17 protein-coding genes are annotated in these 17,985 nt (G+C 70.1%); 12 read left to right on the top strand and 5 right to left on the bottom strand.

What is annotated here, in order from left to right:
* Positions 1–23 precede the first annotated feature (23 nt).
* The 7 genes from AC1RGU_RS18735 to AC1RGU_RS18705 all read left to right on the top strand — a co-directional run bounded on the left by AC1RGU_RS18735 (position 24) and on the right by AC1RGU_RS18705 (position 6,823).
* The gene (locus tag AC1RGU_RS18735) at positions 24–818 is read left to right on the top strand and encodes a DUF4019 domain-containing protein (protein WP_492697317.1); all 795 of its coding nucleotides are present in this window, start codon (positions 24–26) and stop codon (positions 816–818) included.
* A 117-nt stretch (positions 819–935) separates the two neighbouring features.
* Positions 936–1,841, top strand: a complete 906-nt coding sequence (locus AC1RGU_RS18730; RefSeq protein ID WP_492697315.1) for an SDR family NAD(P)-dependent oxidoreductase — start codon at positions 936–938, stop codon at positions 1,839–1,841.
* Positions 1,842–1,968: 127 nt separating this feature from the next.
* Positions 1,969–2,859: a LysR family transcriptional regulator gene (locus AC1RGU_RS18725; RefSeq protein ID WP_070062160.1), complete on the top strand. Its 891-nt coding sequence runs from the start codon at positions 1,969–1,971 to the stop codon at positions 2,857–2,859.
* Positions 2,860–2,872: 13 nt separating this feature from the next.
* Positions 2,873–3,760 carry a LysR family transcriptional regulator gene (locus AC1RGU_RS18720; RefSeq protein WP_492697314.1) on the top strand — a complete coding sequence of 296 codons (888 nt, stop codon included), beginning with the start codon at positions 2,873–2,875 and terminating at the stop codon, positions 3,758–3,760.
* Between the two features lie 115 nt (positions 3,761–3,875).
* On the top strand, positions 3,876–5,030 hold the full coding sequence (locus AC1RGU_RS18715; RefSeq protein ID WP_070062161.1) for a mandelate racemase/muconate lactonizing enzyme family protein: 1,155 nt from the start codon (positions 3,876–3,878) through the stop codon (positions 5,028–5,030).
* Between the two features lie 76 nt (positions 5,031–5,106).
* The gene (locus AC1RGU_RS18710; protein WP_492697313.1) at positions 5,107–6,114 is read left to right on the top strand and encodes a Bug family tripartite tricarboxylate transporter substrate binding protein; all 1,008 of its coding nucleotides are present in this window, start codon (positions 5,107–5,109) and stop codon (positions 6,112–6,114) included.
* A 1-nt stretch (position 6,115) separates the two neighbouring features.
* Positions 6,116–6,823, top strand: a complete 708-nt coding sequence (locus AC1RGU_RS18705) for an arylmalonate decarboxylase (RefSeq protein WP_492697312.1) — start codon at positions 6,116–6,118, stop codon at positions 6,821–6,823.
* Between the two features lie 6 nt (positions 6,824–6,829).
* On the opposite strand, the gene AC1RGU_RS18700 is transcribed toward AC1RGU_RS18705, so the two are convergent.
* The 3 genes from AC1RGU_RS18700 to AC1RGU_RS18690 are packed head-to-tail and all read right to left on the bottom strand — an operon-like array spanning position 6,830 to position 10,150.
* Positions 6,830–8,191, bottom strand: coding sequence for an MmgE/PrpD family protein (locus tag AC1RGU_RS18700; protein ID WP_492697310.1), 1,362 nt, complete (start codon positions 8,189–8,191; stop codon positions 6,830–6,832).
* Between the two features lie 10 nt (positions 8,192–8,201).
* A complete protein-coding gene (locus AC1RGU_RS18695) occupies positions 8,202–9,362 on the bottom strand; it encodes an acyl-CoA dehydrogenase family protein (RefSeq protein ID WP_492697309.1) in 1,161 nt (386 codons plus the stop codon).
* A 5-nt stretch (positions 9,363–9,367) separates the two neighbouring features.
* Complete coding sequence (locus AC1RGU_RS18690; RefSeq protein ID WP_492697308.1) at positions 9,368–10,150, bottom strand: citryl-CoA lyase; 783 nt, start codon at positions 10,148–10,150, stop codon at positions 9,368–9,370.
* Positions 10,151–10,294: 144 nt separating this feature from the next.
* Between AC1RGU_RS18690 and AC1RGU_RS18685 the strand changes: the two genes are divergently transcribed.
* The 3 genes from AC1RGU_RS18685 to AC1RGU_RS18675 are packed head-to-tail and all read left to right on the top strand — an operon-like array spanning position 10,295 to position 15,168.
* Entirely contained in the window at positions 10,295–12,631 is a 2,337-nt protein-coding gene (locus AC1RGU_RS18685) for an acyl-CoA dehydrogenase family protein (protein ID WP_492697306.1), read from the top strand.
* A gap of 44 nt (positions 12,632–12,675) precedes the next feature.
* Positions 12,676–13,665, top strand: coding sequence for a Bug family tripartite tricarboxylate transporter substrate binding protein (locus tag AC1RGU_RS18680; protein ID WP_489057872.1), 990 nt, complete (start codon positions 12,676–12,678; stop codon positions 13,663–13,665).
* 3 nt (positions 13,666–13,668) lie between these two features.
* On the top strand, positions 13,669–15,168 hold the full coding sequence (locus tag AC1RGU_RS18675) for a class I adenylate-forming enzyme family protein (RefSeq protein ID WP_492697304.1): 1,500 nt from the start codon (positions 13,669–13,671) through the stop codon (positions 15,166–15,168).
* On the opposite strand, the gene AC1RGU_RS18670 is transcribed toward AC1RGU_RS18675, so the two are convergent.
* Positions 15,131–15,598, bottom strand: coding sequence for a nuclear transport factor 2 family protein (locus tag AC1RGU_RS18670; RefSeq protein ID WP_492697303.1), 468 nt, complete (start codon positions 15,596–15,598; stop codon positions 15,131–15,133). The two genes, AC1RGU_RS18675 and AC1RGU_RS18670, sit on opposite strands and share 38 nt — an antisense overlap.
* A gap of 181 nt (positions 15,599–15,779) precedes the next feature.
* Here AC1RGU_RS18670 and AC1RGU_RS18665 point away from each other — a divergent pair, with 181 nt between their 5' ends.
* Entirely contained in the window at positions 15,780–15,959 is a 180-nt protein-coding gene (locus tag AC1RGU_RS18665; protein ID WP_062477985.1) for a DUF3606 domain-containing protein, read from the top strand.
* A 180-nt stretch (positions 15,960–16,139) separates the two neighbouring features.
* Positions 16,140–16,820 carry a hypothetical protein gene (locus tag AC1RGU_RS18660; RefSeq protein WP_095746526.1) on the top strand — a complete coding sequence of 227 codons (681 nt, stop codon included), beginning with the start codon at positions 16,140–16,142 and terminating at the stop codon, positions 16,818–16,820.
* Here the strand turns inward: AC1RGU_RS18660 and AC1RGU_RS18655 are convergent.
* Entirely contained in the window at positions 16,766–17,923 is a 1,158-nt protein-coding gene (locus AC1RGU_RS18655) for a DNA topoisomerase IB (protein ID WP_492697301.1), read from the bottom strand. The two genes, AC1RGU_RS18660 and AC1RGU_RS18655, sit on opposite strands and share 55 nt — an antisense overlap.
* Positions 17,924–17,985: the final 62 nt, after the last annotated feature.

Raw genomic sequence — 17,985 nt, 5'->3', positions numbered from 1 at the left:
TCGTTGTCCATCGGGGAGAAAAAATGCGTTCAGTGCTTTCACGCGCGACGGCTGGCGCATTGCTGTTCATGGCAACCGCGTGTCCCGCCATCGCGGGCGAGGAAGTTGCCGTCAGGCAGCTCGGCAATGCCGCGTACGAGTTGACGCTCAAGGTGAGCGAACCGCTCGAAATTGCCGCCGGGCAAGCCCGACTGGGGCCCACGGCGCAGAAGCTGTGCGGCGAAAACCAGGTCACCTTCGGGCGCTACAGCTTCGCACGTCAGGAGCCCGTTGATCCGGCCTCTTCAGCGGCGTCGGGCCAACTGGCGCTTCGCCAGGAGATCCGATGCGGACAGGTCGCCCCGGAAAAGGTGGCCGCCGCACCCTCCACGATGAAGCCGCCATCGACGCCCGAAGAAGACCAGAAGCAGGTCGAGGCGCTGACGTACCAATATCTGAAGGCCAAGGATTCGGGCGATTTTGCGAAGGCTTATGGCTTCTTTGCAGATTCGATGAAGGCCACGGTTTCGCAGGAAAGCTGGAGCGCTGCCCAGAAGGAGTTCAACGCGCTTTCCGGGCCGGTCACGAGCCGCCGCATCCGGAAGATCACGCGCTATGACAACCCGCCGTCGGCCCCGCGGCCTGGTGTCTACATCGCGGCCGACCTGGTGAGTCAGTTCCAGAACATGGACACCCATTGCGGCTTTGTCGTCTGGTACGGCCAGGCGGACGGTTCGTTCCAGGCCATTCGCGAAGAGGCCAACTACATCAACAGGGCCACGCAGCAACGCATGACGCCAGAGCAGGTGACGGCCTTCAAGGCCAGCGCGCGCTGCTGAGTTCACAGGGCACAGGCGAAGCCCCTCTTCGGAATTCCCGAACCCGCAGCCCGCCCCCTGTGGCATTCTGGAATCGATCCCGCGAACCCGCGGTCGAACATCCGGAGCAGAGACAAAATGGTTGAAGGCAAAGTGATCGTCGTCACCGGCGCGGGCGGCGGCATCGGGCGCGACATCGCGCTCGCGATGGCGCGACATGGCGCGAAGGTGGTGGTCAACGACATCGGCGCGGGGCTCGACGGCGCCGGCGGCAGTGCCGGGCCGGCGCAGCAGGTGGTCGAGGAGATCCGCGCGGCGGGCGGGCAGGCCGTGCCCAACACTGACAGCGTGGCCGATGCCGCGAGCGCGGGGCGCATCGTGGAATGCGCGGTCGACAGCTTCGGGCGCATCGATGCGGTGGTGAACAACGCGGGCATCCTGCGCGACCGGTTCTTCCACAAGATGTCGGTCGACGAGTGGGACGCGGTGATCAAGGTGCACCTGTACGGCGCCTACTTCGTGAGCCGCGCGGCCGCGACGCATTTCAAGGAACAGAATTCGGGCGCGCTGGTGCACATGACCTCCACCTCGGGCCTGATCGGCAATTTCGGCCAGGCCAACTACGCGGCGGCCAAGCTCGGCATCGCGGCGCTGTCGAAGTCCATCGCGCTGGACATGCTCAAGTTCAACGTGCGCTCCAACTGCATCGCGCCCTTCGCCTGGAGCCGCATGATCGGCGCCATTCCCACCGACACCGACGAGCAGCGCGCGCGCGTCGACAAGATCAAGCAGATGACACCCGCCAAGGTGGCGCCGCTCGCGGTGTACCTGGCGAGCGATGCGGCGGCGGACGTGAACGGGCAGATCTTCTCGGTGCGCAACAACGAGATCTCACTCATCAGTCAGCCGCGACCGGTGCGCTCCATCCACCGCTCGGAAGGCTGGACGCCCGAGAGCATCGCCGAGCACGCCATGCCCGCGATGCGCGCCAGTTTCTTCCCGCTGGACCGCTCGGCCGACGTGTTCAGCTGGGACCCGGTCTGAGAAGGCGTGAGCGAACCCGCCATGTCCGGATTCATTCACACCTTCTGAGGACAAACCCGCAAGCGGCTGCAGGCGACGCCGTTCGCCGGACAATGCGCGTTCCTCCCGCTTCCTTCGTGCCCGCCCGGTGAACCTGCACTTCGACCTGTTCGACCTGAAACTGTTCGTCTACGTGGCGGACGCGCGCAGCCTCACGCGCGGCGCCGAGAAGGCCTGCATCTCGCTGGCCGCCGCGTCCACGCGCATCAAGCAGATGGAGGAGGCGGTGGGCGGCAAGCTGCTGCACCGCAGCGCGCAGGGCGTGAGCCTCACGGCGGCGGGGCAGGCGGTGCTGTACCACGCCAAGCGCGTGATGCAGCAGATGGAGCACCTGCGCTGCGACATGCAGGACTTCGGCAAGGGCATCAAGGGCCATGTGCGGGTGTTCGCCAACACCACCTCGATCACCGAGTACCTGCCGCAAAAACTTGCGGGCTTTCTCACGCAGCACCCGGCCGTGCAGGTCGATCTGCGCGAATACCTGAGCGAAGAAATCGTGCGCGCGGTGGCCGACGGCGAGGCCGACATCGGCATCCTCGCGGGCGACGTGCACACCGGCGAGTTCGATGCGCGCCCGTTCGGGCGCAACCAGCTCGTGCTGGTGGTGCCGCCCACACACCCGCTGGCGGGCGCGTCGTCGGTGGCCTTTGCCGACACGCTCGATGAGCAGCACGTGGGCCTGCACCACGGCAGCGCGATCCACCGCTTTCTGCAGCGCCGCGCCGAACTTGCGGGGCGCGGCTTCAACCCGCGCATCCAGGTGAGCAGCTTCGAGGCCATCTGCCTGATGATCGAAGCCGGCGTGGGCGTCGGCGTGCTGCCGTCGTCGTCGGCGCAGCGGCTGTCGATGGCGATGCGGATCGCCACGGTGCCCTTGAGCGACGCCTGGGCCGAACGCGAACTCAAGCTCATCGCGCGCAACCGCGAGCAGCTGCCGGCTTCCGCGCGCGAGCTGTTCGATCACCTCGTTTTGACCTGAGGCGCGACGGGCCATGTCCGCCGACCTGAAGTCGCTGCGCCTGTTCGTGGCCGTGTCCGACCACGGCAGCATCAGCGAAGGCGCCAAGCGCTGCCACATCGCGCTCGCGGCTGCGAGCAAACGCATCTCCGATCTCGAAGCGCGCGCGCGGTTGCCGCTGCTGGTGCGCCATGCGCGCGGCGTCACGCTCACCTCGGCCGGCCATGGGCTTCTCCTGCATGCGCGCGCCGTGCTCTCGGCCATGGACCGGCTGGGCGCCGAGCTCGACGATTTCCAGAACGGCGTGGCGGGCGTGGTCAGCATCACGGCCAATGCCTCGACCATCGCGCAGTTTTTGCCGGCGCAGATCGGCTCGTTCCTGCGCCTGCACCCGGTGCTCAAGATCGACCTGCAGGAGCGCGCCAGCACCGAGGTGGTGAAGGCCGTGCAGGCCGGCCTGGCCGACGTCGGCGTGATCGAGGGCCAGACGCCCGCCGACGGCCTCGAATGCCTGCCCTACCGCACCGACGAGCTGGCCGTGGTGGTCGCGCGCGACCACCCGCTGGCGCGCCGCAAGCGCATCGACGTGGCGGAGGTGCTGCGTCACGACCATATCGTGGTGCGCGAAGGCACGGCGCTGCACCGCGTGCTGCTGGCCGCCGCGCTCGAGGCCCAGGTGCCGCTCAAGGTGCGCATGCAGGTGGGCAGCTTCGACATGGTCTGCCGCATGGTGGAGCAGGGCGTGGGCATCGGCGTGCTGCCCTATGCGGCCATCCTGCCGCAGCTGCAGATTCTCAAGCTGCGCTGCCTCAAGCTCGATGCGCCCTGGGCGCTGCGCCGCCACCTGCTGTGCGTGCGCCGCCAGCAGGAGCTCACGGCCGCCGCGCGCTCGGTGCTCGAACACCTCGGCCGCCCCGACTGAGCTGAGGCCATCGGGCAACGAGCCTTCGCGCCGCGCGAAGGCTCGAACTCGCCAAAAACGAATTGTTCTCCTGCGGCCCTCGCGCAAAGATGCGGGCACACCAAAGGAGACACCCTTGAAGATCATCCGCGTCAGCGCCACGCCGCTGAACATTCCCGTGACCATCGACGTGGTCGGCCTGAACAAGCAGACCTCGCTGTCGCTGTGCCTCACCGAGATCGAGACCGACACCGGCCTCGTCGGCCACGGCATGACCGCCATCACCGAAGAAGAAATCATTGCCGCCGCCGTGCGCGAAGTGGCCGGCCCCGCGCTGATCGGCGAAGACCCGATGGCCACCGAGCGCCTGTGGGAGAAGCTCTACTGGCTGCTCTCGCCGCGCGGCCAGACCGGCTACGCGAGCCACACCATCGCCGCGCTCGACATCGCGCTGTGGGACCTGAAGGGCAAGGCATTGGGCCAGCCGCTGTGGCGCCTGTTCGGCGGTGCGCGCGCCAAGGTGCCGGTGTACGCCACCTTCGGCTTCGGCTTCTTCGAGCGCGACCAGCTCGCCGCCGCCGCCAAGCTGTGGGTGTCGCAGGGCTTCCAGCGTCTGAAGATGACCGTCGGCAACCACGCGCTCGCGCGCCGCGACGAGCCGCGTCCGCTCGACGAGGTCATTGCCGAAGACGTGCGCCGCGTGGCCGCCGTGCGCGAGGCCGTGGGCCCCGACGTCAAGCTGTACGTCGACGCCAACTGCGGCCTCGACCTGTTCCATGCCACCGAACTCGCGCACCGCATCGAGCCCTACGGCATCAGCTTTTTCGAGGAGCCGCTCACGCAGAACGACGTGCGCCAGATGGCCCAGCTGCGCGCACGCACGCGCATTCCGCTGGCCTGCGGGCAGAACGAGGGCCTGGCCTTCCGCTTTCGCGACCTGCTGGTGAACCAGGCGGCCGACGTGCTGCAGCCCAACGTGACCATCTCGGGCGGCTACTCGCAGTGCCTGAAGATCGCGGGCATGGCCGCGGCCTTCAACGTGCCCATCGACAACGGCGGCGCCTGGCCCTTCCACAACATGCACCTGCACGCGGGCGTGTCCAACGGCGGGCTGGTCGAGTACCACTACGTCGCGGTGCAGATGCTCAAGCAGATCTTCGACGGCCTGCCCGTGCCCGACCAGGGCTGGCTCACGCTGCCCGAGGCGCCGGGGCTGGGCTTCACGCCCAACGCCGAGCGCGTGCGCGAGCTCGCGAAGCTGCCGACCTCGCACGGGAAAGGCAAGGCCTGAGCGCCACCCGACGACACTTCCGACCACGACCAGGCCGCGCAGACGGCCGGCGCATCCCGACCACCACGGAGACAAGATGAACGACAGAAGAACAGACGCCATGCGGCCCTCGCGCCGGCATGCCCTGCAGGCCGCTCTGGCCCTGGCCGGCCTGCTGGCCGCCGCACCCGCCGCGTGGGCGCAGAAGTTTCCCGACAAGCCCATCCGCATCGTCGTCGGCTACTCGGCCGGCGGCGGCGTCGACGCGGTCGCGCGCATGCTCAGCGCGCGCCTGCCCGCCGTGCTGGGCCAGCAGGTGCTGGTCGAAAACCGCACCGGCGCCACCGGCCTCATCGCGGCCGACCTCGTCGCCAAGGCGCCGCCCGACGGCTACACGCTGATGATGGGCGACAGCGCCTTGCTCATCGCCAAGCTGCTGCAGCCGAAGATCGCGATCGATCCGCTCACCAGCTTCAAGCCCGTGGCCGGCGCCTTCGTGTCGCCGCTGATGATCGTCGCGGGCAACGACTTTCCCGCGAAGACACCCGCCGAACTTGTCAAGGAACTCAAGGCGCATCCGGGCCGTTACTCCTACGCGTCGTCGGGCGTCGGCACCGTGCAGCACCTGGGCTTCGAGATGCTCAAGCAATCCACCGGCGCGTTCGTGGTGCATGTGCCCTACCGCGGCGCGGCGCAGATCGTGCCCGACGTGGTCGGCGGCCAGGTGCCGCTGGGCGTGGTGAGCGCCACGGCTGCGATGGCGCAGTCGAAGGCCGGCAAGCTGCGCGCGCTCGCGCTGCTGAACAACGCCAAGCTCGAAGGTGCCGAAGGCGTGACACCGCTGGCCGAGGCGCTGCCGGGCTTCGACGTGGCGCCGCGCATCTTCCTGCTGGCACCGGCGGGCACGCCGAACGATGTGGTCGACAAGCTCTCGGCCGCCGTGAAGACCGTGCTCGACATGCCCGAGACGGGCACGGCCGCCGCTGCGCAAGGCACGTTGCGCGCCTATGCCACGCCGGCCCAGCTGGGCAAGGACATGGCGGAGGAAACGACGCGATGGAAACGCATCATCACGGACCAGCGCATCGTGGCGGAGGGGAACTGAGGTGACGCAACCCCATCTCGGCCTCATCGTTCCGCCCGCAGCCGGCGCCGTGCCGGTCGACGGCCCGCTGCTCTACGGCGACCGCATCCGCTTCAGCGCCAAGGGCCTCGGCCTCGGCGAAATCTCCACGCGCGGCTACACCGAGGTGATCGACTCGGTCATCGGCAAGGCGCTGGAACTCAAGGCGGAAGGCGCCAGCGCCGTCTCCCTCATGGGCACCTCGCTGAGCTTCTTTCGCGGCCTCGCTTTCACCCGCCAGCTGAAGCGCGAGATGGAACAGGCCACGGGCCTGCCCTGCACGACGATGAGCGACGCCATCCTTGCGGGCCTGCGCCACCTGAAGGTGCGGCGCGTGGCGGTCGCCACCGCCTACATCGACGAGGTCAACACGCAGCTGCGCACCTACCTCGAGCAGAGCGACTTCGAACCGCTGGCGCTCGAAGGCCTGGCCATCTCCGACGTGCAGGCCGTGGGCCAGGTGTCGACCGAGGTGCTGGTCGACCTGTGCCTGAAGGTGTTCGAGGACCAGCCCGGCGCCGACGGCCTCCTCATCTCGTGCGGCGGCCTCGTCACGCTCGATGCCGTGGGCGAGGTCGAGGCGCGCTTGCGGGTGCCCGTGGTGTCCAGCTCGCCCGCGGGCTTCTGGGACCTCGTGCGCACCGCCGGGCTCGATGCGCGCTCGCCGGGGCAGGGCCGGCTGTTCGCCTGAACCCCGTTAGGCCAGCCAGCGCCCCACGCGGGCCGTGCCGGCCAGCTGCCAGACGCGCTCGCACAGCGCCTTCGCTTCGTCGGCCGTCGCGCCTTCGCCGTAGTGCGCCAGGCGCTGCATCTTGTCCTCGATCTCGGCGCGGCTCAGGCTGTTGCCGGGGTCGCCCTTGGGCTCGTCGACGCGGCCGGCCAGCGTGCGGCCGTCGGCGGTGTGCACGCTGACCTTGCCGATCCAGCGCGCGGGGTAGGCGGTGTCGACCTCGTCGTCCAGCGCCATCGTCACCTTCTCGCGGAAGGCCGAGACCTCGGGCGAGAGAAAGTCGCGGTCGAACTCGCCCAGGCCTGCGCGGCCGTGCACGGCGATGAGGCCCAGCACCGTGCCCATCGAGAACTTGCCCTGGTGCACCGTGGCCGGCACCGTCACGCGGCCCAGCACGTCGATGGCGCCCTGGTGCACGTGGGTCGTGACCTGGGACACGTCGGCCGGTTGGAGCTTGTTCTGCTCCATCACCTGCAGCAGCGCGTCGGCGGCCGGGTGTGTGTGGCGGCAGGAGGCGTGGTACTTGAACGAGGTCTCGGCCAGCGTCCAGCGCGTGCCCAGGCCGTCGGTGAGCTTCGCGGGATCGGCGTCGCTCGACATGCCCACGCCCAGCCCCTGCGCGCCTTCGAGGATCTTCGCCGCGCCCGTGAAGCCGTCCTGCGCGAGGTAGGCCGACATCAACCCGCTGGCCGCCGCGTGCGCGCAGTGCAGCTGCTTCGAATCGGCCGCGTCGCGCAGGAATTCCCACACACCGGCCGACTGCGTGCCGGCGGAGCCGAAGGCATGCAGCATCTGCTGCGGCGACAGGTCGAGCAGCCGGCCCACCGCCGCGGCCGCCGCGAGCGTGCCCGCCGTCGCCGTGGTGTGGAAGGTGCGGTAGTGCGACCGGCCCAGGAACTCGCCGACGCGGATGCCCACCTCGTAGCCCGCGACCACGGCCGTCAGCAGCTGCGCGCCGCTGGCACCGAGGCTCTGTGCCACTGCGAGTGCGGGTGCGATGACCACGGCGGCGGGGTGGAACACCGAGCCGTTGTGCACGTCGTCCTGCTCCACGTAGTGCGAGGCCGCCGCGTTGACCATCGCCGCGAACAGCGGCGAGCTGGTGCGCCGCGAGGTGAGGATTTCGCTCGGGCCTTCAGCGGGGCCCATCATCTGAGCGAAGCGCTCGATGCTGCGTATCGGCCGCGCCGTGCGGGCCGCGAGCACCGAGCCGAGCCAGTCGAGGATCAGGTCTTCGGTGCGGCGCAGCACGGGCGCGGGAATGTCGGCGAACTTCAGCTCGGCCGCGAAGGTCGCGAGCACCTTGCTGGGGTGATCGATGGCGTTCATGTGCAGTCCTTCAGAACGAGCGTGGCAGGCCGAGCATGTGCTCCGCCACGTAGCTCAGGATGAGATTGGTCGAGATCGGCGCCACCTGGTACAGCCGCGTCTCGCGGAACTTGCGCTCGATGTCGTATTCGCACGCAAAGCCGAAGCCGCCGTGGAACTGCAGGCACGCATTGGCCGCCTCCCAGCTCGCCTTGGCCGCGAGGTACTTCGCCATGTTGGCCTGCGCGCCGCAGGGCTGGCGCGCGTCGAACAGGCGGCAGGCCTGGTAGCGCATCAGGTTCGCGGCCTCGGTCTCGATGAAGGCTTCGGCAATCGGGAACTGCACGCCCTGGTTCTGCCCGATGGGGCGGCCGAACACCACGCGGTCCTTCGTGTAGGCCGTGACCTTGTCGATGAACCAGTAGCCGTCGCCGATGCACTCGGCTGCGATCAGCGTGCGCTCGGCATTCAGCCCGTCGAGGATGTACTTGAAGCCCTGGCCTTCCTCGCCGATGAGGTTCTCCGCCGGGATCTCGAGGTTCTCGAAGAACAGCTCGTTGGTCTCGTGGTTCACCATGTTGAGAATGGGCCGCACCGTCATGCCTTTGCCGATGGCCTCGCGCAGGTCGACGATGAAGATCGACATGCCTTCCGACTTCTTCTTCACGTCCGCCAGCGGCGTGGTGCGCGCCAGCAGGATCATCAGGTCCGAATGCTGGATGCGCGAGATCCACACCTTCTGCCCGTTGATGACGTAACGGTCGCCCTTCTTCACGGCCGTGGTCTTGATCTTGGTGGTGTCGGTGCCGGTGGTCGGCTCGGTCACGCCCATCGATTGCAGGCGCAGTTCGCCGCTGGCGATCTTCGGCAGGTACTGGCGCTTTTGCGCCTCGCTGCCGTGGCGCAGCAGCGTGCCCATGTTGTACATCTGGCCGTGGCAGGCGCCCGAGTTGCCGCCGCAGCGGTTGATCTCTTCCATGATCACCGAGGCTTCGGTCAGGCCCAGGCCCGAGCCGCCGTATTCCTGCGGAATCAGCGCGGCCATCCAGCCGGCTTGGGTGAGTGCGTCGACGAATTCGGCGGGGTAGGCGCGCGCCTCGTCGACCTTGCGGAAGTACTCGTTGGGAAACTGCGCGCACAGGTCGCGCACGGCGTCGCGGATGTCGGGGAAACGGTTGTCGGTAGCGATCATCGTGTTCAGTCCTGGCGGGGGCCGCCCGCTTCTTTTTCGACGCGTTGCCAGATCTCGATGGCCATCGGGTCGTCGATCTCCTCGAGGATGTGGCCCACGAGGCCGATGGCGCGCGCCATCACGCCGAAGCCGCGGATGATCTTCCACGGAAAGCCGAACTCGGCCGCAATGGCGCCGATGGCGCCCGTGGCGTTGATCGGCAGCGACTTGCTCGACACGCGCTCGGCCTCTTCCTGCACGGCCTGCATCAGCGCGACGTAGTGGCTCGACAGGCCGTTCTCGGCCGCGATCTGAAAGAGGCGCGGCGTGCGCGGGTCGATCGGCTTGTGCAGCGGATGGCCCAGGCCCGGCACGATGATCTTGCGCGCGCGGTGGTCGGCCACGATGTCCTTGGCCATGTCGGCCAGCGGACGGCTCGGCTTCTCGCCGAAGGGAATGGCCTCGTACAGCATCTTCGCGGCGCCTTCTGTGCTGCCCACGAACACGGTGCCCAGCCCGCACAGGCCGGCGGCCACGGCGGCCTGCAAGGCTTCGGGCGCGCCGGCGTAGGTGAGCCGCGCGGCCAGCGCGCTGGGCGTCACGCCGTGCTCCACCAGCGTGACGACGATGGCGTTGAAGGTCACGGACTCCTGCGGCGTCGGGATGCGGCCGGTCAGCTCCAGGAAGGCCATGTCGCCCAGGTTGAGGTGGCCGAGGATTTCCGAGGGCAGGTCGCGCCCGCGCACGGTGATCTTGTCGGGCGTGCTGTGGCCGAGGTCGGTGTGCAGGGATTTCTTGATCTTTGTCATGGCCGCAAATCTATCCCCGCACGCGCCCGCAGGCGCTCAGTGATTGCGAAACCCTCCCTTCCGCAATCGCGAATGCCCGCCGGCGGGGTCTTCGGGCACGCTGCGATCCGTCATTGCAACGGAAAAGAAAAGGCAGACAGCGCGATGGATTCCGACTCACTCCTGGCCGTGCGCGAAGCGGCGCTCGACTACTTCACCCGCAGCGGCGCCACCGCGCGACGCCGCGCCCGCACCGAACACCCGCAGGCCGACGAGGCGCAAGGCTGGGGCGAGATCGCCGCGCTCGGCTGGCCCGGCATGCTGGCGCCCGAAGCGGCCGGCGGCCTCGCACTGGGGCTCGACGGCGCCGCCGAAATTCTGCGCGCGGCCGGCGAACACGCGGCACCCGAGCCGCTGCTGGCGGTGGCGGGCCTGAGCGCGCTGCTGCTGGCGCGGCTCGACACGCCGGCTGCGCGTGCCCTGTTGGCCGAGCTGGTGGCGGGCCGCAGCCTGCCCGCGCTGGCCTGGCAGGAAAGCGCGGGCGACCTCAGCGCCGTGCCGCTGGCCTGCGGCTGCGAGGCGCGCGCGGGTCAAGGGGGTGGCGTGCTGCTGCAGGGCGACAAGTTCATGGTGCTGCCCGGCGCCGCCGCCAGCGGCTGGCTGGTGTCGGCGCGCGGCGAGGACGACGCCGTGCTGCTGTGGGTGCCGCGCGGCACAGCCGGTGTGAGCGAGACGCTCGTGCCGCTGGTCGATGGCAGCCAGGCAGCCAACCTTCGCTTCGAAGAGGTCGTGCTGCCGGCCGACGCCGTGCTGGCCAGCGGGCCGGCCGCGCAGGAGGCGCTGCGCCAGGCGCTCGCGGCCGGACAAATCTTGCAGGCCGCGGAGCTGCTCGGCGCAGGGCAGGCGATGCTGGCGCAGACGCTGGCCTACCTGCGCACGCGCTCGCAGTTCGGCAAGGCCATCGGCAGCTTCCAGGCGCTGCAGCACCGCAGCGTCGACATGTTCATCCACCTCGAGGTGGCGCAGGCCACGCTCAACGAGGTGCTGGCGCTGGCAAGCGACGGCGCCTTGCCTTCTGACCGGCTCGAAGCCGAGGCCAGCCGCGTCAACGCGCGTTGCACCGCTGCCGCGCTGCAGGCGTCGCGCGCGGCGGTGCAGCTGCACGGGGCCATCGGCTACACGCAGGAGTGCGACCTGAGCCTGTTCTACAAGCGCGTGCTGTGTCTGTCGGCGTGGCTGGGCAATGCCACGGCGCACCAGCGCCGGCATGCCGCGCTGACCGGCGAGGCCGAGGCCGCTGCGAGCGGTGCGGTGGCCTGGAACGGCGAGTTCCTCGCGCGCACCACCGACTGGTCCGCCATGCCCGAGGCCGAGTTCCGCCGCATGGTGCGCGGCTTCCTGCAGCAGCGCTATCCGGCGCATCTGCGCTACCTGTCGCACCGCGCGCGCTGGAGCGAGGTGCGCGAGTGGTACCTCACGCTCTCGGCGCAGGGCTGGATCGCGCCGGCCTGGCCGCAGTCGCACGGCGGCATGGGCCTGCCGGCCGACAAGCTCATCGCCTGGATCGAGGAGCTGGAGCAGCACGGCGTGGCGCGCGCGCCCGACCAGGGCATCGTGATGATCGGGCCGCTGCTGATCCAGCACGGCACGCCCGAACAACAACAGCGCTTTTTGCCGCGCATCCTCAGCGGCGAGCACGTGTGGTGCCAGGGCTATTCGGAGCCCAATGCCGGCTCCGACCTGGCCGGCCTGCGCACCGAGGCAGTGGCGGGGCGCGATGCGCAGGGCGATCACTTCGTCGTGAACGGCCAGAAGATCTGGACCACGCTCGCGCAGGATGCGAACCACATCTTCATGCTCGTGCGCACCGACAAGGGCGCGCGCAAGCAGGAGGGCATCAGCTTCCTGCTGTGCGACCTGCGCACGCCGGGCGTCACCGTGCGGCCCATCCACACGCTGGCGGGCGAGCCCGAGTTCTGCGAGGTCTTCTTCGACAACGTGCGCGTGCCGGCCGACCAGCTCGTGGGCCGGCTGCACGGCGGCTGGACCATCGCGAAGGCGCTGCTGGGTTTCGAGCGCATCTTCCTGGGCAGCCCCAAGCAGTCGCAGTACGCGCTGGGCCAGCTGGCGCGGCTCGGGCAGGCACGGCGCCTGTTCGCCGACCCGGTGTTCGCACAGCGCTTCGCGGCGCTGCGGCTCGACGTGCTCGACCTGTCGGCCGCGTACACGGGTTTCGCCGACATCGTGCGCGCGGGCAAGCCGCTGCCCGCGTCGGTGTCGCTGCTGAAGATCTGGGCCAGCGAGACCTACCACCGCATCGGCGCCTTGCTGGTCGAGGCCGGCGAAGAGCAGGGCGCGGTCGCGGGCGACCAGGTGCTCGACGGCCAGAGCTTCAACGTGCTCTCGCCGCTCATCGGCTCCACCGCCGCCATGATCTACGGCGGCACGAACGAGATCCAGCGCAACATCCTCGCGCGGCAAGTCCTGGACTTGCCGGCCTGAGCGATGTGAGCCGCCAAAGACATACACAACTGGAGACAACGCTCATGCAATCCCTCGACCTCTTTTCGCGCCGCCAGCTCATGGCTGCGCTGGCGGGCGGCGCGGCGCTGGCCGCACTGCCGCACCGCGCCTTCGCGCAGCAGCCGCTGCCGCCGCTCATCAAGCTGGTGGTCGGCTATTCGGCCGGCGGGCCGGTCGACGGCGCCGCGCGCCTGCTGGCGCCCGCGCTGGGCCAGGAGCTGGGCACGCAGGTGATCGTCGACAACCGGCCCGGCGCCGCCGGCTCGCTCGGCGGCAACGCCGTGGCCAAGGCGCCACCCGACGGCGCGATGCTGTTCTTCGGCGCGAGCCCGACCATCACCATCAACCCGAACGTGCAGCGCAGCATGCCCTTCGACCCGATGAAGGACCTCACGCCGCTGGCGCCGCTGGTCGACTACACCAACGTGCTGGTGGTCAACAACGACCTGCCGGTGCGCAACGTGGGCGAGCTGCTGGCGTATGCGAAGGCCAAGCCCGGCAAGCTGTTCTACGGCTCGGCGGGCGTGGGCGCGTCGAACCACCTGAGCGGCGCGCTGCTCGAGAAGATGAGCGGCGTGCAGCTCACGCACGTGCCCTACAAGGGCAGCGCCCCGGCGCTGGCCGACGTGATGGCCGGCACCGTGCCGATGATGTTCGACATCATCGCCACCTCGCGGCCCTTCATCCAGTCGGGCAAGCTGCGCGCGCTGGCCGTCACCTCGCGCCAGCGCAACCGCATGCTGCCCGACGTGCCGACCATGATCGAGTCGGGCGTGCCTGGTTACGACGTGGGCGGCTGGTTCGGCCTGTACGGCCCGGCGCGCATGGACCCGGCGCTGGTGGCGCGCGTGAACGCCGCGGCGCAGAAGATGCTGGCGCGCGAAGACATCGCGCACCGCCTGCGCGAGCAGGGCTACGAGGTCTGGACGGGTGCGCCGGAAGTGCTGGCGACCAAGGGCGTGTCGGACCGCAAGCTGTGGGCGAGCGCCTCCAAGGGCATCGAGGCGGAATAGCCGATGCAGCCCCGCATTCATCACCTGCTCGAAGACCGCGCGGCCCGCACGCCGGACGCGGTGTTTCTCCACGAACCCGATGGCACCACCACCTATGGCGCGCTGCAGGCCATGGTCGAGACCGCCGCGAACGACCTGCTCGCCGCCGGCGTGCGGCCGACCGACCGCGTCCTGCTGGTGGCCGAGAACTGCGCCGCCCACATCGCGCTGCTGCTGGCCTGCAGCCGTGTGGGCGCGTGGTCGTGCGGCGTCAACGCGCGCATGTCGCCGGGCGAGATCGCGGCGATTGCCGAGCGCGCCGACGCGCGGCTGTGTGGCTTCACCACCGACGCGTCCGACGCGGCGCGCACGCATGCGCAGCGCGCGTCGGCCGTGCCGGCGACGCTGCCCGGCGTGATGTTCACCGCCGCGCGCGCCGATGCCCGTCCCGAGCCCGATGCGGCGCTGGCCGATGCCGCCGCGATCATCTTCACCTCGGGCACCTCGGGCACGCCCAAGGGCGTGATGGTGTCGCACCGCGGGCTGCTGCACTTCGGCCGCGTGTCGGCGGCGGTGCGTGCGCTCGACACGCGCGACCGCGTCTACGCCTTCCTGCCCATGACCCACATCTTCGGCATCGGCACCGTGCTGATGGCCGCGCTCACGGGCGGGGCCGCGCTGGTGCTGCGCGGCAGCTTCTCGCCGGCCGACATGCTCGAGGCGCTGGCGCACGGGCAGGTGTCGAACCTGCTCGGGCCGCCGACCATGTACGCGCGGTTGCTGGCGCACATCGAGGCGCAGCAGCTGGCGCCGCGCTTTCCGCAACTGCGCTATGTGTACACCGGCTCCGCGCCGCTCGACCCGGCGCTCAAGCAGCGCGTGGAGCGGCTGTTCGGCCAGCCGCTGCACTACGGCTACGGCCTGTCGGAGTACGCGGGCTCGGTGTTCCTCACGCGCACCGAGGCGCCGCGCGCCGACACCTCGGCCGGCTACGTGGTCGAAGGCGGCGAGGGGCGCATCGTCACGGCCGAGGGCACGGAGGTCGCACCCGGCGACACCGGCGAGATCTGGCTGCGCGGCCCGGGCCTGATGCTGGGCTACTTCCGCGACGCGCCCGCCACCGCACTGGTGATGCGCCCCGGCGGCTGGTACGCCACCGGCGACCTCGGCCGCTTCGACGCCGACGGCGCGCTGTTCGTGGTGGGGCGGCTGAAGGAAATGATCATCCGCTCGGGCTTCAACGTGTACCCGGCCGAGGTCGAGGCGGTGATCGGCCGCTTCGCCGGCGTGCACCTGTGCGCCGTGGTCGGCGTGCCCGAGGCCGACGGCAACGAGCAGATCGTCGCCTTCGTCGAGCTGAACCCTGGCGCGTCGCTCGACGAGGCGGCGCTGCGCGCGCACCTGGCCGAGCACCTGTCGCCCTACAAGCGGCCGGCGCGCATCGAGGTGATCGACGCGATGCCGACCACCGCCAACGGCAAGCTGCTCAAGCGGGAACTGCAAGCGAGGGCCCGGCTGCCCTGAGGTCGGCCGGCAGGTCGCCGATGACGCTGCGGCGCCCCTTCTGCGTGTCCATGTACTCGCGCATGCGGGCGATTCGGCCCTCGCGCAACTCGAGGATGAAGCAGTAGTCGTTGTCGTAGTGCCGGCCGCTGGCGAGCGTGGCCTGCAGGCGCATCTCCAGCACCACGGTGTCGCCTTCGCAGAGCAGGTGGGTGAAGTCCACCGACACGTCGGCCACGAACAGCTTCGGAAACTCTTCGACCAGGAAGCGCACGATCGTCTGCGGCCCGATCATGTGGTCGGTGAAGCCCAGGGCCACGCCGGTGGCGTTGTCCTTGGGCGCCAGCCATTCGGCGTCGTCGGTGAAGGCGGCGCGCACGCGCTGCGGGTCGCGGCTGGCGAAGGCCTTCCAGGCGTCGACGACGGCGCGCTTGTTCTGCTCGGGGGTCATGGGGTGCGGCGGATGAAGTGAAGGAGCGGGGACGATAGGTGCGCCGCGTTGCGCCGGCCCGCTGCTTCCGGACATCTGCAACGCGCTCTCGGACTTATCCTGCAAGGAGCCGCGCTGCTGTCCGCCAGCCGATGCGCCGTGCAGGCCGCATCGTGGGAGCCTTCAACAAGGAATCCACGCCATGGCCGATGACCTGAGCAAGCGCGGACCGCAGGATGCGGCCCGCATCAATGTCAACGAACTCCACGAAGTTCGCTACTGGACCCAGACGCTGGGCGTGACCGAGGCGCAGCTGCGCTCGGCCGTCGCGGCCGCCGGGGTCGAGGTGAAGGACGTGCGCACCTACCTCGGCAAACCCTGAGCGCGCGCTGAAGGTGCGGCCCGGCGGGCAGGGCGCGCGTAGGCAGGCTCCTACAGCCGCGGCGCGGAGCGGGGCCGATACTCGTGGCCTTGTTCCCGCCTTCAGGAATCCTGCCTTGACCGTGCTCCCTGCCGCCTCTCGTCCCACGGGCCGCGCGCCCTTGCGGGCCGCTGCGCCGCGATGAAGTCGTCTCCCAGCGCCCGCAGCTGGATTGCGGCCGGCGTGCGCCACGAGTTGCTCACGCGCGCCCTGCCGGCGCTGCGGCACGACATGACGGCGCCCGTCTCGGTGATCCGCATGGCGGTGCTGATGCTCAAGCGGCAGGTGGCGGCCGACCCCGTCGACCCCGCGGCCTGCGAGGAGCGGGTGAACCTCATCGACAGCCAGGTGTCCGAGCTGGTGGCCGCGATCCGCTCGCTGCGCGACTGGGAACTGGCCACCACCGACGACGGCATCACGCGCAGCGCGCTGGTGGCGCAGTGCATGACGCTGATGCGCTCGGCCTTCGACCTGCACGGCGTGGCGCTCGAGGTCGACGAGGCGCTCGCCGCCCCGCAGGACGACGAGCCGCGCTGGCCCAATGCCGCCGCGCTGCGCTACCTGTTCCTGGGCGCGCTGGGCTACCTGCACGACGGCGCGGACGAGGCCGGCACCATCCGCATCGAACCCGACGGCACCGACGCGCTGCGCCTGCACGCCCGGGTGCGCGAGGCCGGCGGCGCGAACGCGGTGCTCGACGCCCACCGCGCGCCGCGCGCCCTGGCCATCGACACCGTGGCGCTGCAGAACCTGGCCGAAGACCTCGGCTACGCCGTGCTGCTCGACGCCGACACCGTGCGCTTCGCCCTCGCGGCGGGCTGAGTCGTCCGCAGGAAGGCGAGCAATCGCCGCTCCGCCGCCACCAGGCCGCGCGCCGGGCCGGTCGTGGCGGCACGGGCCGCGATCTTCTCCAGCAAGGTGCCCGTCGCCGCCGTGTCGTCCGCGCGCGCCAGCGCCTCGCCCAGCGCCAGCACGGCCGGGTGCACGTAGGCCTTCTTGCAGACCGCCGGCGTGTTGCCGAGCTGCCGCGCCACGGCCACGAGGATGTCCCTGGCGCCGGGCCGGCGCTCGCCTTCCCAGGCACAGGCCCGCCGCGTGAGCTCCAGCGCCTGCACCGTGCCGTGCCAGGTGCGGAAGTCCTTGGCGGTGAAGCGCTCGCCTTCGCCCTTGCCTGTGTCGGTGGCGTCGGCGATGTAGTCGTTCACGTCGTTGGACGACACGCCGCGCACCTCGCCCGTCTCGTCGGTGTACTGGAACAGCGCCTGCCCCGGCAGCTGCTGGCACTGGCGCACCACGCGGGCCACGCGCGGGTCGTCGACGCGGGCCTCGTGCGTCACGCCGCTCTTGCCGCGAAAGCGCAGCCGCAGCGCCGAACCCTGCACCGCCGCGTGGCGGTTGCGCAGCGTGGTGAGGCCGAACGAGCCGTTGCTGCTGGCGTAGGCCTCGTTGCCCACGCGCAGCAGCGTGGTGTCGAGCAAGCGCACCAGCGTGGCGATCACCTGCGCGCGACCGGGCGTCTTGGTGCCCGTGCGCAGGTCGCGCGCCACGCGGGCGCGCAAACGGGGCAGGGCGCGCCCGAAGGCCGCCAGGCGCTCGAACTTGGTGCCGTCCTGCAGCGCGCGCCAGCCGGGGTGGTAGCGGTACTGAGTGCGGCCGCGTGCGTCCAGGCCCGTGGCCTGCAGGTGGCCTTGCGGCAGCGGGCAGATCCACACCTCGGTGTAGGCCGGCGGAATCGCCAGGCTGCGGATGCGCGCGAGCGCGTCGGCATCGCGCAGCCAGCGGCCGAGCGCGTCGCGGTAGCGAAAGCCGTCGCCCCACTTCAGCCGGCGGATGCCCGGCATGCCGGGGTTCACGTAGACCAGTCCGCCGGCCAGCGCTGAGGTGGCAGCCGGTGCGGGCCGGCATGGGGTTTGCATCGAAGGCATGACATCGCGCTTGTGCCAGCATCGACAATCGTGCGGTGTAGGACGCCGCACGCTGTTGCCGA

It is taken from the genome of Variovorax sp. GW823-FHT02B07 (genome assembly GCF_058797695.1).
This window is presented reverse-complemented; position numbering and strand designations above follow the sequence as displayed.